The 14,273-nt window shown below is 53.8% G+C and carries 14 protein-coding genes; 10 read left to right on the forward strand and 4 right to left on the reverse strand.

Going from position 1 to position 14,273, the window contains the following annotated elements; genetic code table 11:
* Window positions 1–535 precede the first annotated feature (535 nt).
* The 6 genes from Q1A43_RS10270 to ptsP all read left to right on the forward strand — a co-directional run bounded on the left by Q1A43_RS10270 (window position 536) and on the right by ptsP (window position 8,176).
* Window positions 536–949: a VOC family protein gene (locus Q1A43_RS10270; protein WP_299934757.1), complete on the forward strand. Its 414-nt coding sequence runs from the start codon at window positions 536–538 to the stop codon at window positions 947–949.
* 1,003 nt (window positions 950–1,952) lie between these two features.
* Window positions 1,953–3,143, forward strand: a complete 1,191-nt coding sequence (locus Q1A43_RS10275; RefSeq protein WP_299934760.1) for a glycosyltransferase N-terminal domain-containing protein — start codon at window positions 1,953–1,955, stop codon at window positions 3,141–3,143.
* A 70-nt stretch (window positions 3,144–3,213) separates the two neighbouring features.
* On the forward strand, window positions 3,214–3,672 hold the full coding sequence (locus tag Q1A43_RS10280; RefSeq protein ID WP_299934763.1) for a DUF1178 family protein: 459 nt from the start codon (window positions 3,214–3,216) through the stop codon (window positions 3,670–3,672).
* Window positions 3,672–4,319 carry an SDR family NAD(P)-dependent oxidoreductase gene (locus Q1A43_RS10285; RefSeq protein WP_299934766.1) on the forward strand — a complete coding sequence of 216 codons (648 nt, stop codon included), beginning with the start codon at window positions 3,672–3,674 and terminating at the stop codon, window positions 4,317–4,319. The genes Q1A43_RS10280 and Q1A43_RS10285 overlap by 1 nt, the downstream gene beginning before the upstream one ends.
* 175 nt (window positions 4,320–4,494) lie before the next feature.
* Window positions 4,495–5,730: an aspartate kinase gene (locus tag Q1A43_RS10290; RefSeq protein WP_299930216.1), complete on the forward strand. Its 1,236-nt coding sequence runs from the start codon at window positions 4,495–4,497 to the stop codon at window positions 5,728–5,730.
* 205 nt (window positions 5,731–5,935) lie between these two features.
* On the forward strand, window positions 5,936–8,176 hold the full coding sequence (ptsP, locus tag Q1A43_RS10295; RefSeq protein ID WP_299934769.1) for a phosphoenolpyruvate--protein phosphotransferase: 2,241 nt from the start codon (window positions 5,936–5,938) through the stop codon (window positions 8,174–8,176).
* A gap of 367 nt (window positions 8,177–8,543) precedes the next feature.
* Here the strand turns inward: ptsP and Q1A43_RS10300 are convergent, their stop codons facing one another.
* A complete protein-coding gene (locus Q1A43_RS10300; RefSeq protein ID WP_299934771.1) occupies window positions 8,544–9,323 on the reverse strand; it encodes an EcsC family protein in 780 nt (259 codons plus the stop codon).
* 50 nt (window positions 9,324–9,373) lie between these two features.
* The gene (locus Q1A43_RS10305; RefSeq protein WP_299934830.1) at window positions 9,374–9,871 is read right to left on the reverse strand and encodes a GNAT family N-acetyltransferase; all 498 of its coding nucleotides are present in this window, start codon (window positions 9,869–9,871) and stop codon (window positions 9,374–9,376) included.
* A gap of 87 nt (window positions 9,872–9,958) precedes the next feature.
* Here Q1A43_RS10305 and Q1A43_RS10310 point away from each other — a divergent pair, with 87 nt between their 5' ends.
* Both Q1A43_RS10310 and Q1A43_RS10315 read left to right on the forward strand, forming a co-directional pair.
* Window positions 9,959–10,540 (forward strand): flavin reductase family protein, encoded by a 582-nt coding sequence (locus Q1A43_RS10310; protein ID WP_299934773.1) that lies wholly within the window; start codon window positions 9,959–9,961, stop codon window positions 10,538–10,540.
* 154 nt (window positions 10,541–10,694) lie between these two features.
* The gene (locus Q1A43_RS10315; RefSeq protein WP_299934775.1) at window positions 10,695–11,336 is read left to right on the forward strand and encodes a CatB-related O-acetyltransferase; all 642 of its coding nucleotides are present in this window, start codon (window positions 10,695–10,697) and stop codon (window positions 11,334–11,336) included.
* A gap of 53 nt (window positions 11,337–11,389) precedes the next feature.
* On the opposite strand, the gene Q1A43_RS10320 is transcribed toward Q1A43_RS10315, so the two are convergent.
* On the reverse strand, window positions 11,390–13,024 hold the full coding sequence (locus Q1A43_RS10320; protein ID WP_299930198.1) for a SulP family inorganic anion transporter: 1,635 nt from the start codon (window positions 13,022–13,024) through the stop codon (window positions 11,390–11,392).
* A gap of 178 nt (window positions 13,025–13,202) precedes the next feature.
* Between Q1A43_RS10320 and Q1A43_RS10325 the strand changes: the two genes are divergently transcribed.
* Complete coding sequence (locus Q1A43_RS10325; RefSeq protein WP_299934778.1) at window positions 13,203–13,448, forward strand: hypothetical protein; 246 nt, start codon at window positions 13,203–13,205, stop codon at window positions 13,446–13,448.
* Window positions 13,449–13,451: 3 nt separating this feature from the next.
* Window positions 13,452–13,772 (forward strand): hypothetical protein, encoded by a 321-nt coding sequence (locus Q1A43_RS10330; RefSeq protein WP_299934780.1) that lies wholly within the window; start codon window positions 13,452–13,454, stop codon window positions 13,770–13,772.
* Here Q1A43_RS10330 and Q1A43_RS10335 read toward each other — a convergent pair.
* Window positions 13,741–14,247 (reverse strand): DUF2938 family protein, encoded by a 507-nt coding sequence (locus Q1A43_RS10335; RefSeq protein WP_299930189.1) that lies wholly within the window; start codon window positions 14,245–14,247, stop codon window positions 13,741–13,743. The two genes, Q1A43_RS10330 and Q1A43_RS10335, sit on opposite strands and share 32 nt — an antisense overlap.
* Between the last annotated feature and the right edge of the window lie 26 nt (window positions 14,248–14,273).

Here is a 14,273-nt window from a genome sequence, read left to right on the forward strand (position 1 = left end):
TCTTCAACGCCATAAGTAACTGTTTATCCTGTATTTCACCGTGAAACCAAAAAAGGCGAATGGCCTCTTCTGATCAACTGAACTCCAATCGCAACTGTAACCTAAACGATAAGCGAAGATGATAAAGATTGTTGATGCGTCAGTTTGGTCAAACGCTTTTAAATTTCCCCACCCGTTTCAGCCCCTCAAAGCCTAAAACCGATGATACCGTTTAAACAAACCAAAGAGAAACTCCTCGCGGGAAGTCATCTTTCCCGAACAACGCAAGGTCATTGGTGACGTTGGCACTTGTGGAAGCCTTAAAATGCCGCTTCAATTTGGCCATTGAACGAGTTACCAGTTAAATTGATAGCAACTGGCGCGTGGTGTGTGGTCGACAGATCAGAGATATCTGGTGGGTTGATATTCTAATAGAGCAAGCTAGTTAGCGGCAAAAAATACAGTTTCTCCCTAGGTTGTTTTTCGTCGAAGGGGGCTCACTTGGTTATTGGCGTCGCACTTTCGTTGTCCGCGCCACCTTCATAGGACGTTTAAAATGTTGACCCCATTTCACCTAGCTTTCAACGTAACTGATCTTGGCGAAGCTCGTAAATTCTATTGTGACCTTCTTGGTTGCGAAGAAGGTCGATCAACTGAAAGCTGGATTGATTTCAACTTTTTTGGTCATCAACTTTCGCTGCATCTTGGCCAACCATTTGAAAGCAAAGCCACAGGTCACGTCGGCGAACACATGGTCCCCATGCCGCATTTTGGCGTCATTTTGCAAATGCCAGAATGGCAATCCTTGGCAGAAAAGCTTACCTCGGCAAAGCTCGATTTTGTGATTTCACCAACTGTCCGGTTTGAGGGAGAACCCGGCGAGCAAGCAACCATGTTCTTTTTTGACCCCAGTGGAAATCCTATTGAAATAAAAGGATTTTCTAACATAAATGCTGTGTTTAGCTCTTAGTTGGCCAACATCGCAGGCAAAGCTGATTATTGGTTTCCCCCTTTGCGTCCGCTAGGATCGCTATCTCCCCAGCTTTGGAGGGGAGCGCCGTTAAAACCTAAGCTCCTTGCAGTTTCGGCAATGAGATCACCGCCCTATACCGATGTTCGGATTTCTATGTTGTATGTTCAAAACTGACATGCTTTGACCCCGCCCCACGTCAATCCGGCGCGATTTCGTTTGAAAACAGTCCGGCTCCTAGCGTTTGTCAGCCATTCTATGGTTGATCCTTTCGGAAATTTCATTTGCGACAGCAAACTAAAGAGACCCTTCTTTTTCGACAGGTTGGTCGCTCGGCAGGACCTTTGCCGAAAAAATACAAATCGTCAGAAGGCTTTGCAACTGCAACCAAGATCATCAGAAGGATGCGAAAAAACCAAGAAGTATCAGCTTCTCAGCGCCATCTGAGCATTGCTTCTTCGCTCTGATAGACCCGAAAGGTAAAGAGACGAGCAGACGCAGCGCAAGCCGCTGCCAAGGTGCCGAAAATTTCTTGACATATGACGTGAATTTCACACCGTAAAGTATTGAAATATATCCACTTAAGAAACAACGCGGCTCTGCCTGAACGAAAAAGATGAGACCGGAAAGCTATGGCTTTCACAATATCAACATCTCACTTAGCTTTCTTTGTGGACAATTCCCAGACCACATCGCCATTGTGACTTTTTTAGGAGGAAAATCCCAAAAAATATCAAAGTAAGACCTGAAAAGTACAACTTTCACGCGCACCCAGCAGCCCCGTGAAAATGATATCCACAAACTATCCACTTTAGATGGCTGGCCCAAGACCTTGTTTCAAAGCTCTATATTGTTCCTCGGCCAACTTATCCACATTTTAAGTCCTCAGTTGGCAGTTTTCGACCAATTCCGACGTTGCCCCCAACGAGGTCCAGCAGAGAGCTCTTGCCATTTTCACCCCGGCGGGCCTAATCCCGGCCAACACAACAAACCGGATGTCATAGTGCTGCTCTATCGTTTTCTTCTTAGCCTGTTTGCGACGGCCGTTCTGACCAAGGGTGACGTTGCCGCACGACTGGGGCATTCCGTCGCCGCGTCAGGACCACATGTTTGGGTCCATGGGGCCTCAAACGGCGAGTTGCACTCTGCACGCCCGGTGTTGGAAAAACTGATCGCAGAGCGTTCGGACTTGAACTGGCTTATCACCTGCAACACAGATACCGCTCGGACAATGGTTGCCGCGTGGAATCTACCTAGAACGTCTGTTCGCCTTGCCCCGGTTGACCTTTTTTGGGTGGCCAAGCGTATGCTGCGTGACTGGGATGTACGCGCACATATTGCATTAGAATCCGAAATTTGGCCCCATCGCACGCTTGCCTGCCAAGGGCCAACGATCCTACTGGGCGCAAGAATGAGTGCGAGCACAGCCAGAAGTTGGGCCAAGTTGGGCGACCTCCCCCAACGCGTTCTTGAACGGGTTAGCTTTGCATCGGCGCAAGATGTCGACACACGTGATCGATTGGTTGAACTGGGATTGCCACAAACTGCCATCGGCCCTGTCGCTGATCTCAAGGCGCTCTACTCCCCAATTAATCAGGCTCCAGATTCTGCGCTTCAAGCTACATTTCAACGCAACCAGACTTGGCTCGCAGCCTCCACCCATGAAGGAGACGATGAGGTTGTGTTTGACGCACATGTCGAGGCGATCAAGCAAGACCCCAAGCTTCGGTTGATCCTAGCGCCGCGCCATCCCAAGCGTGCGCCGGACATCCTCAAACTTGCTCAAGACCGTGGCTTGACCGTGGCTCGGCGAAGCGCGGATGAACCGCCAGAAGCCCAAGTTTATTTGGCTGATACGATGGGCGAAATGCCGATGTGGTATCAACTGGCTGGTCGGGTTTTCATCGGTGGTAGCTTGAGCGATCGTGGCGGCCACACCCCATACGAGCCCGCAGCTTTTGGTGCCGCCCTAATACATGGGCCTGATATGGCCAACTTTTCGGCGGCACGGGATCGCCTAGCCAAAGCAAACGCCGCCAAGGAGGTATCGACGCCACAAGGCTTGGCTGACGCATTAATCGCCCTAAATCATGGACAAGTCGAAATGGGGCAAAAAGCGCAAAGCGCCTTGCGAGTTGAGACCGATTTAGACGGGCTGTGCAAAACTCTGCTGGAAATCTTGCCAAATGCTTAGCTTTGCTTGCGCACGTAAACCTTTTGTTTATCTTTAACCGGCCCAATAGAGCAGATAATCAGACAGCGACATGATCCAATACAGCCTCAAATGTACCGATGGACACCAGTTCGACAGTTGGTTCCAATCGGCAAGTGCCTTTGACAAGCTACAGGCCGCAGGCCATGTGGCCTGTTTGGTGTGCGGTTCTGAAAAGGTCAAAAAGGCGTTAATGGCCCCTCGGGTTACAACATCAGAACTTGCCACTTGTCCCAAAAGCGAAACAAGCGCGCCTGAAGTTGAAAAGCCGGCCTTGTCGGCTCCGAGCTCTGAAGCAGAAACTGCCATTGCCAAGCTCAAAGAGCATGTCGAAAAAAACTCGGATTACGTGGGTAAGGACTTTGCCAGCGAGGCACGGGCCATGCACGACGGCGACACACCCGAACGCGCGATTTGGGGCGAGGCCAAGTTAGAAGACGCCAAGGCGCTCGTTGATGATGGCATTCCGGTCGCCCCCCTCCCCTTTGTGCCAACGCGCAAAAGCAACTGATGGCGGTTTTCTTGATAACTGGTGCCAATCGCGGCATTGGCGCAGAACTTGACCTGCAACTGACACAACGCGGCGATACGGTTCTTGGCACGGCCCGAAACCACCCGGAATACTTGCAGCTAAACGTATCGGACCCTACATCTCATCGCGACTTGGCACTGGAACTCGAAGGTAAGCAAATCGACTGCTTGGTTTGCAATGCTGGTGTGTTTTTGGACAAAAACGAAAACCTCGCTGATGGGTTCCCCGCCCAAATGTGGGCCGAAAGCTTTGCCGTCAATGTCACCGGTGTATTTCTATCGGTGCAAGCCCTCTTGCCCAACCTTCAGATGTCACCAAATCCAAAGATCGCAATTATTTCCAGCCAGATGGGCTCTGACACCCGCTCCCCCGGTGGCCAGTATATTTACCGTTCCTCCAAAGCCGCGGCACTCAATCTCGGGCTTAATCTTGCGTCGGACCTAAAGGCCCTTGGCATTGCCGTTGGCGTGTTTCACCCGGGCTGGGTCAAGACCGACATGGGCGGCCCCGATGGTGAAATCACTCCGAAACAAGCCGCCGATGGGCTTATCGCCCGGTTCGATCAGTTGACGTTGCAAAACACCGGGTGCTTTCAAACGTGGGACGGGCGGGACCACCCCTATTAACCAAGCCCTGACAACATGACCAATGAAGTTTGACGCAAGAAACTTGCGTCAGATTGACCAGTCTTTCGCAAATGGCCAAATCTAAACCCAGAACACGCAATCGCGCGTTTTGCGCCCTTGCACAAACACCATTCAACGCGTACACCCCCGCCCGATCTGACAGGAAAGGCGCATCATGCCCGTTCTCGTAATGAAATTTGGCGGCACCTCTGTCGCCACGCTTGACCGCATCCGCCGCGCTGCAAAACGTGTCGGTGTTGAGGTTGCCAAGGGCTATGACGTGATCGTCATCGTCTCGGCCATGTCTGGCGAAACGAATAAACTCGTTGGCTATGTCAACGAAACATCCGAGCTGTTTGACGCCCGCGAATACGACGCGATCGTCAGCTCGGGTGAAAATGTGACGGCAGGGCTGATGGCGTTGACGCTTCAGGAAATGGACGTGCCGGCGCGCAGCTGGCAGGGTTGGCAAGTTCCGGTGAAAACCACCGATGCCCATTCTGCCGCGCGGATCGAAGAGATACCGCCTGCCAACATCATGCAGAAATTCGACGAAGGCATGAAGGTTGCCGTCGTCGCCGGTTTCCAAGGCATCAGCCCGGACGGGCGTATCACAACCCTTGGACGGGGCGGATCGGACACCACAGCGGTGGCCTTTGCCGCCGCCTTTGAGGCCGAGCGTTGCGACATTTATACGGATGTGGATGGGGTCTATACCACCGACCCACGCATCTGTGACAAGGCACGCAAACTTGATAAGATTGCGTTCGAAGAAATGCTGGAACTGGCATCGCTTGGTGCCAAAGTATTGCAGACCCGCTCGGTCGAACTTGCGATGCGCTACAAGGTTAAGCTGCGTGTATTGAGCAGCTTTGAGGAACAGTCGGACGAAGCCGGAACGCTCGTTTGCGACGAGGAGGACATCATGGAAAGCAATGTCGTGGCCGGTGTGGCCTATTCGCGGGACGAAGCCAAAATGACGCTGGTCTCGGTTGCCGATCGTCCGGGGATTGCCGCCGCCATCTTTGGCCCGCTAGCCGAAGCGGGCATCAATGTCGATATGATCATCCAGAACATCTCTGAAGATGGTCGCACTGATATGACCTTCTCCTGCCCGACCGATCAAGTGGCGCGGGCGCAAAAGGCCATCGACGGGATCAAAGCTTCGGGCGAGCTGAACTTCTCAGGCGTCGACATCGACGAGAGCGTTGCCAAGATTTCGATCGTCGGAATAGGCATGCGCAGCCATGCGGGTGTTGCGTCGAAAATGTTCAAAGTCCTGTCGGACGAAGGCATCAACATCAAAGTGATCACCACGTCAGAGATTAAAGTCTCGGTTCTGATTGAACGCAAATACATGGAGCTGGCGGTTCAGGCGCTTCATGACGCATTTGAGCTTGAAAAAGCTTAACAACTGCGAACAATTGGTGACACGCCGCGTTCTGAAATGAGCGCGGCGTTCTCATTTCTGGCCCCAGCAATTGATCTATGTGCCCAAGGCTTCAGCAACCTTGAAAACCTTGCATTTTTGCTGCGTTGCGGCGGGGCATTGTGCTTTCCCTTGACCCGGGAACTCGCCTATAGCTGGTATTCGAAGAGGTGAGGAGCGAGGCCAAATGGCTGACAATCTTGAGAGCGAAAGCCGTAAACTGCTTGGACGGCTGCGTGACACGATGGCCGAAGAGGCCGCCGGTCAGGAAAGGCTGGACAAGATTACGCACCTGACTGCGGATAGTATGCGTACCGAGGTGTGCTCGATCTATCTGTTCCGGGATGCGGAAACACTTGAGCTTTGTGCGACGCAAGGTCTAAACCAAGAGGCCGTGCACGAAACCCGTATGAAAATGGGCGAAGGTCTGGTTGGGCGCGTGGCCAAATCCGGCGACGTGGTAAACACCGAAGATGCGCCTTCCGAGCCTGGGTTCCGCTACATGCCCGAAACCGGCGAGGAAATCTATTCCAGCTTCTTAGGTGTTCCAATTCAACGTCTTGGCGAAAAGCTTGGCGTGTTGGTGGTACAAAGCAAAGAGAAACGTAGTTTCACCGCCGATGATGTTTACGCTTTGGAAGTCGTCGCGATGGTTTTGGCCGAAATGGCGGAACTTGGGGCCTTTGTCGGCGAAGGGGCCGCGTTGAAAGCCCGGCACACACAAGCGGTTTTGCTACGCGGTGGAACAGGTCAGGAAGGTACGGCCATGGGCCACGTCTGGCTGCACGAACCTCGTGTTGTTGTGACAAATCTGGTGGCAGATGATCCCGCTTCGGAACGAGAGCGCCTTCATGAGGCCGTCGACACATTGCGGGTCTCGGTTGATCAAATGCTCGCGGGTGCTTCGGCGGATACCGAACAAATGCAAGTGCTCGAAGCTTACAGGATGTTTGCCAATTCCAAAGGCTGGATGCGGCGCATGGAAGAGGATATTTCGCGTGGTTTGTCGGCCGAAGCGGCGGTCGAGAAAGAACAATCGCAGGCCCGTGCGCGCATGCGTCAAATCACCGACGGTTACCTGCGCGAACGGCTCCATGACCTCGATGACCTCTCTAACCGCCTGCTGCGAATTCTGACGGGCCAAGGGCGTGAAACCGGGTCTGAAATGCCGTCTGATCCCGTTTTGATTGCCCGCAATATCGGCCCGGCTGAGTTGCTTGAATATGGGCGCGGGCTCAAAGGAGTTATCCTAGAAGAAGGCTCGGTTGGCTCACATGCGGCTATTGTTGCCCGTGCTCTTGCGATCCCGTTGATTATCCATGCAGAGCGAATCACCAATGAGGCGCTCACCGGTGACCAGATTTTGGTTGATGGCGATCAAGGCATTGTTCACCTCCGCCCCGACGAACAAGTTGTCAGCGCGTTTCGGGATAAAATGGCCATGCAGGCCAAGGCACAAGAACGCTACGCGTCGATCCGTGACACCCCCTGTATCACGGCTGACAATCAACAAATCCACCTTCATATGAACGCCGGATTGATGGCGGACCTGCCGTCTCTAGACAGTTCAGGCGCTGAAGGCGTCGGGCTGTTCCGTACCGAACTACAATTTCTCATTCGCAATCAAATGCCTCGGCGAACTGAACTCGCAGCGCTCTACAAGCGCGTTTTAGACGCCGCACATGGCAAGCGCGTTGTGTTTCGCACATTGGATATCGGGTCAGACAAAGTTCTGCCGTATATGAAACCGCAGGACGAGCCCAACCCGGCCTTGGGCTGGCGGGCTATTCGTGTTGCTTTGGACAAACCGGGTGTGATGCGCATGCAGCTTCAGGCCTTGTTGCGCGCCGCCGAAGGGCGACCTTTGACCGTGATGTTCCCGTTTATCGCCCAATATAGCGAGTACGAGCAGGCGCGCAATGAGGTCGACACCGTCTTGGCACGCGAAAAACGCCTTGGGCATGCCGTTCCCGAGAGCCTCGAAATTGGTGCAATGTTGGAGACACCCTCGTTGGCCTACGCACCCCAGAAATTCTTTGACGAAGTTGAGTTTCTGTCGATTGGGGGCAACGACCTCAAGCAGTTCTTCTTTGCGGCGGATCGGGAAAACGAACGTGTGAGACGGCGTTATGATACGCTTAGCGTGTCCTTTCTGAGCTTTCTTGAAGGAGTTGTTGAGCGTTGCGAAGGATCGGGCACACACCTGAGCTTTTGTGGTGAAGACGCCGGACGCCCGGTTGAAGCTCTCTGCCTTGCAGCGATGGGAATCCGGAACCTGTCGATGCGACCAGCCTCAATTGGCCCGGTCAAGAGTTTGCTAATGCGGTACAGTTTGACGGAAATCCGCAACGTGATCGAAGACGCGGGCGCAAGAGGAGAACAATCCGTGCGCGCAGCTGTTATGGATTATCTTCGCGAAAACGGGTGATCGTTGTGTGAGACGGTCGCCCAATTTCCGCGCACGGAAATTGTAAAACTCTTGCAAGAGTTTTGGTTGCGCGAGCAACGCGCGTTTAAAATCATTCATATGTTGAAACATGAAAACACCCGGCTGCGGAGTACTTCCAACAGCCGGGCGTGAAGTCGATGACTTTACGTCTGCACCCTCTACCATTCTGGCCAAAGGCACTATGTCGCGCTTTTCTACGCGGTTCAGGTCTGTTTTCACCTTGGGCGATGCGCTTTTCCGTTCTGCCCCGGAGGCGCGATTTGGCCCAAGATCAGACCTCTTCAAAACAGAGGACTTGGTTTCCTCTTTGCAATTACAAAGCTAGGTCAATTCCCCTAAAATTTGTTTAAGCGTCTTCGGTCTTTTTAGATTTTTTAGTCTCGTCTTCGAGCTCATCGCGCAATTGGCCGACAAGGGTGACCATTGGAGCACCTGTGTCACGCGACAAAGCCAACAGGCCGAAATGCACATGCGCCATTTGCTGATAATAGCTGGTATAGGCAAAGTTCACCGCAGCACCCGCTGCAGCCCCGATAACAGGGACCGCCTGCGTGGCCAATTTTTGTCCCATAATAATTGACATACGCGGCGCAATGGCTGCGATCACACGCTGTGCCGTAGATCCCGTCAGGGCCAAGCGCGCGGATAGAAACGCGATATCGGCACCATCATCCTTTTCCAAGGGACCCGCCGAGGCAAAGACCGTTAAGCATTCTCTCGCAATCTCCGGCTCGTCCGGATCAAATCCATGTTCGACGGCAATGCCTTGGATCGCCCGCATCAAAACAGTTGTGGTGACCGGCAACTCGCCCAAAGACGTCACAACGCCACCTGCTCCGCCCACGGCCCCCATGGCTGTGGCAAAGGCCGTGTTCAACCAGCCACGTTTGTCGCCGACCTTGCTGCGCGAATAACGCGCCGTGTGAAAGGCAACATTTAACGCCCCACGGGTTGCTTCTTCCAAGCCGGATTTCACACCAACTGGCAAACGATCAAGCAAGCTATCAGCTTGGCTGCCCAAAAGGTTCAAAACTTGGATACCAGCTGAGTTCGCAGCCCTGTGTCGCTCGGCCAAGACGGCGATCTCGGCGGGCAACGAACGTGTTGGCAATGTGGGTTCACTCATGAAAATCTCCTTTAGCGCTCTCACAAAGATGTGAGCGTGAAAGGCATATTTCAACCCTTAGGCGTTTCGACTTTGGAAACAGGCCCTTTTGTATTTTGCCACGCACCGGAAACCAATTCGACGCCAAGAACCCTATCCGGGTTAGTCGGCGGAGGCATGACAACCCCCTGCAATGGCTTAAACCCAAAGCGAGCATAATAGGGGGCGTCACCGACCAAAATCACCCGTTTGTGCCCGGCTTCCGCCGCACGTGCCAAGGTATCGCGGATCAAAGATGAGCCGAGCCCTTCGCCCTGCGCAGTTGGGTGGACGGCAATAGGACCAAGCAACAACGCCTTGTCCGCGCCAACCAAAACCGGCCAATACCGGATCGCAGCCCCCAAGATGCCATCGCCGTCGCGCGCAACAACGCAAAGCCCCTCGACCGGGGGAACTTCGTCGCGCAACCGATAGGACGACAAGGCCGAACGCCCCGGCGCAAAGCAGGTGTCATAGAGGTTCTCGACCTCCCACCAATCATCTGGTGTTTCGGGGCGAAGCGTAAACAATTCTGTCTCTCGGGCAATCTGATGTGCATTCTGGCGCAAAGCGGCGTATCACGGCAGAAATCCTCGCGCAAACAGGAAGAAGCCCGGATGTTCTATCGACCCGAAAATGGCCATGGCCTCCCCCACAATCCATTTAACGCCATTGTCACCCCCCGCCCCATCGGGTGGATATCCACACGAGGGTCTGAGGGCGACAATATCGCACCCTACTCGTTCTTTAACGCCGTTGCATATGTTCCGCCGCAAGTGATGTTTTCTTCGACAAGCGCCAAAGACAGCCTTGCCAACATCCGAGAGACCGGCGTGTTTTGCGTAAACGTTGTGTCGGAAGCCCTAAAAGAGCAAATGAACGACAGCTCAGCGGCCCTCCCCCGTGGCACCGATGAATTCGCGCATGTTGGAATCGAAAAAGCCGAATGTGAAACCATCGATGCTCCGCGTGTTGCCAATGCGCCTGCTGCTTTGGAATGCAAGCTGACGCAAATTCTTGACCTACCTGGAGAGGCCAATTTTGCCGTTTTCGGCGAAGTCACCGGGGTCCATTTGCGTGATGATTGCCTGCGCGATGGCATCTTTGATGTGCTTAGTTTCAACCCCGTATCTCGTCTTGGCTATCGAGATTTCGCAACAGTACGCGACGTGTTCAGCTTGAAACGGCCGGGCGAGTAAGCTGAGGCATCACCTATTTGAATCGCGTCCGGTCAGGAGAAACCGAACTGGACGCGATACCTGAAGACCGCTAGGCTGGCCTCATAACCGATGGAGGCCATGATGGATCAGACCCTTTGAAACCCTGACACCAACAGATTTCGAAGGAGGCGACATGTCTTTGCCTGATCCCACACGCACCTATCCCATCACCTTGCCTGATGGGTCCGCCCACAAGGGCACTGTTTTTCTGAATCGAGTCATCGATCATCCGCGCATGCATATTGGGGATTACACCTATGCGTCGGATTTTGATCCGCCCGACGATTGGGCCGCTCGGCTGGCCCCCTATCTTTTTCCGTTTAGCAAAGAGCTTTTGAGCATCGGAAAGTTCTGCCAAATCGCCCATGGCGTCCGTTTTATTGGCAGCTCCGGCAACCATGAAACCAAGGGGCCAAGCACCTTTCCTTTTGCGGTGTTTGAACCCGATACTATGCTTGGCTATCAACCGGACACACGCGACATGACCATTGGAAATGATGTCTGGCTTGGTTTTGAAGCCAAGGTTTTACCGGGGGCAACCATTGGGAATGGCGTGATAGTCGGGGCTGGTGCCGTCGTGCGCGGATCAATTCCGGACTATGCAATTGTCACTGGGAATCCCGCTCGCGTCGTTCGCATGCGTTATAGCGCAGAAGAGATTTCAGACCTCTTGGCCTTGGCATGGTGGGATTGGCCACCGGAGCGCATTGCCATGGCTAAATCCGCGCTGGAAGCCGGATCAGTCAATGATTTGAAGGTGTTTGCCCCGCAATAACGAAGGCCTAAGGATCCGGCGTGGCGTGCACGCCGGACCTATTTCGCAAGGGTTTAGTGACCGCCGAGAATGCCGGTCTTAACGCTATAATCGGCCGCAATCTGATAGTCGGGGTCATCGTCACTATCGACCATAAGATGCCCGGCTTTGTTCAGAAGCTGATGGCAATCACGGCTGAGGTGGCGCAGTTGGATTTTCTTACCCGCCATTTCGTATTTACCGGCTACGGCCTCGATTGCTTGCAACGCTGATTGGTCCGCAACACGGCTATCGGCGAAATCAATGATCACAACCTCGGGGTCGATGGCCACGTCAAATAGTTCGGTGAACCCATCCGCCGACCCAAAAAACAACGGCCCGTGGATTTCGTAAACCTGCGCGCCCTCTTCTGTTTTAGATTCGCGTTTGGTTGCGGTAATGCGTGTCGCGTTCTGCCATGCATAGGCCAGCGCGGAAACGATCACGCCAACCACAACAGCAACCGCAAGGTCTTCCATGACGGTGACAACGGTCACGAGCAAGATAACAAAGGCATCGGTTAGAGGCACTTTACGCAGGATGGTAAGCGAGTTCCAAGCAAAGGTGCCGATCACAACCATGAACATCACCCCAACCAATGCGGCCAAAGGAATGAGTTCGATAAGAGGTGACGCAAAGAGGATAAAGATCAACAAGAACAGCGCGGCTGCGATCCCGGCAATGCGGGTGCGGGCCCCGGATTTCACGTTGATCATCGACTGACCAATCATCGCGCAACCGCCCATACCACCAAAGAAACCGGTTAGGATATTGGCCCCACCTTGGGCGATACACTCTTGTGACGCACCGCCGCGTTCACCGGTCATGTCACCCACAAGGTTCAGCGTCAAAAGCGATTCGATCAGGCCAATCGCCGCCAGAATGACCGCGTAGGGCAGAATGATTTGAAGGGTTTCCCACGTCAGCGGAACCTGAGGAATGTGGAACGGAGGCAAGCCGCCTTGGATCGACGCCATGTCACCCACGCGCGGAACGTCTATCCCAAAGCCAATAACCAGCGCGGCAACGATGCCAATCCCGGCCAACGGTGCCGGGACGACCCGGCTAATCTTGGGCATGACCCAGATAATCGCCATGGTCAGCACGGTCAGGCCTAGCATCAGAAACATCGGCAAGCCCGAGAGCCATTCACCGCTGGTCATGCCTTCTGCGGTCTGTTGGATCGATCCGGGCACTTTGAATTGCGCCATTTGCGCGAGAAAGATCACAATCGCCAAGCCGTTGACAAAGCCCAACATAACCGGATGCGGTACCAATCGGATGAACTTGCCCCACTGCATCACGCCGGCAAAAACCTGCAAGAAGCCCATCAAGACAACCGTTGCGAAGAGGTATTCAACACCATGCTGCGCAACCAACGACACCATGACAACGGCCAAAGCGCCGGTCGCACCGGAAATCATCCCCGGCCGCCCGCCAAATAGGGCCGTGACAAGGCCAACCATAAAGGCCGCATAGAGCCCAACCAACGGGTGAACCCCAGCCACAAAGGCAAAGGCCACTGCCTCGGGCACCAAGGCCAAAGCGACAGTCAGACCCGCCAAGAGTTCGATCCGCATTCGCGAAACGGTCAGCCCCTCTTTGGGCATCAGGCTTAGGTCAGGCATGGCAAAACGGTCCGACAAGGCCGCCAACAAAGAGCGTTTCATAGGGTTTCCTGTTCATGGTCGCGCAGGCCGCGTTACTGCACTAACGCTCGAAAGACCAGTGTTATGCCAGTTTGGTTTCTATTTCGTAGCGAAACACCGCCCATTGGGGCAATGGCACCTCACCTTTCTCGTTTGATGGGTTGTTGACGAATCAAACCTTGGTACCTAGGTACGACGCATGACCAAAATTGAACGAATCCAAACCGGCCTTCGGCTGGAAAAACGGCTGCTGAAAGTTCTCAAAGCTCTGGCCGAGCATCTCGACATTTCAACTGCCGAGTTAATCGAAGCCATAGCCTTGCATGCATTTGAGGGAAAAGCGCCTTTTTCACCGGAAACCCGCGCCAAAATCGAGATGCTGCGCGCGGTTTATGACCTTGACCTAACCACAGCCGATAGCCACACAACTCAGGAAGTGGACTAGACCTTGCCCCTACTAGACGCATTTCTCAGCGATACGATCCAACCCGAAGAGTTTGATCATCGCGCCCATGTCATCGTTGGTTTTGAGATACTAAAACGCCACCCGCTGACCGAAGCAAATGCCATCTATACACGCCATCTCAAAGCACTGACTGAGCGCGCCGGAGTCCCCGAAAAATTCAGCGCCCCGATAACAGCTCGTGCCATGGCGTTGATCGCCAGTCGGATGTCTGGTGACGAAGGTGCAGCTCAGTTTCTGGAACGAAACCCAGATTTGCTCGATAGAAGCAGCTTCAAACCGGTTGAACCTCAGGCAATTTCCTAAGCCAATCCACGACTAAAACAGACAAAAACAGCCCGGTGCCGAAACTGCCATGCGCGATGACACTGCGCCAACGTGCCAAGGCTGGGTTTGGAGTTTTACGGGCGAAAAAACCAAATCCAAAACACGGTAGCATCAGCAGAAAAGGTACCAACACGGTCGTCGCGCCATATCCAATTTGTATTGGCGCAGAGGGGTACAGAGCGACCTTGGGCCCAACCAACAGCCCAAGCCCAACTGCCAACCCACCGCCAATCGCATAGTGGGCAAACCAACCAAGCACGCGTTCTCCTACAACTGTTGGCGATGTGATTATCGTTCGATGACATATGCGCCCAACCATCAGATGCCCTAACCAACGTCCGACCAAGGCATAGTCGAGCCCGGCAATGCCCCAAATTCGCATGCGCATCCACGCGACCACATCCATAAACATCGTTGCCATCACGCCGACGCCTGCCAACACAATCCAATCCATTTCAAACTCCTTGTCCTTTCGCGAAG

This window comes from uncultured Pelagimonas sp. (assembly GCF_947498515.1).
Taxonomy (GTDB): Bacteria; Pseudomonadota; Alphaproteobacteria; order Rhodobacterales; family Rhodobacteraceae; genus Pelagimonas.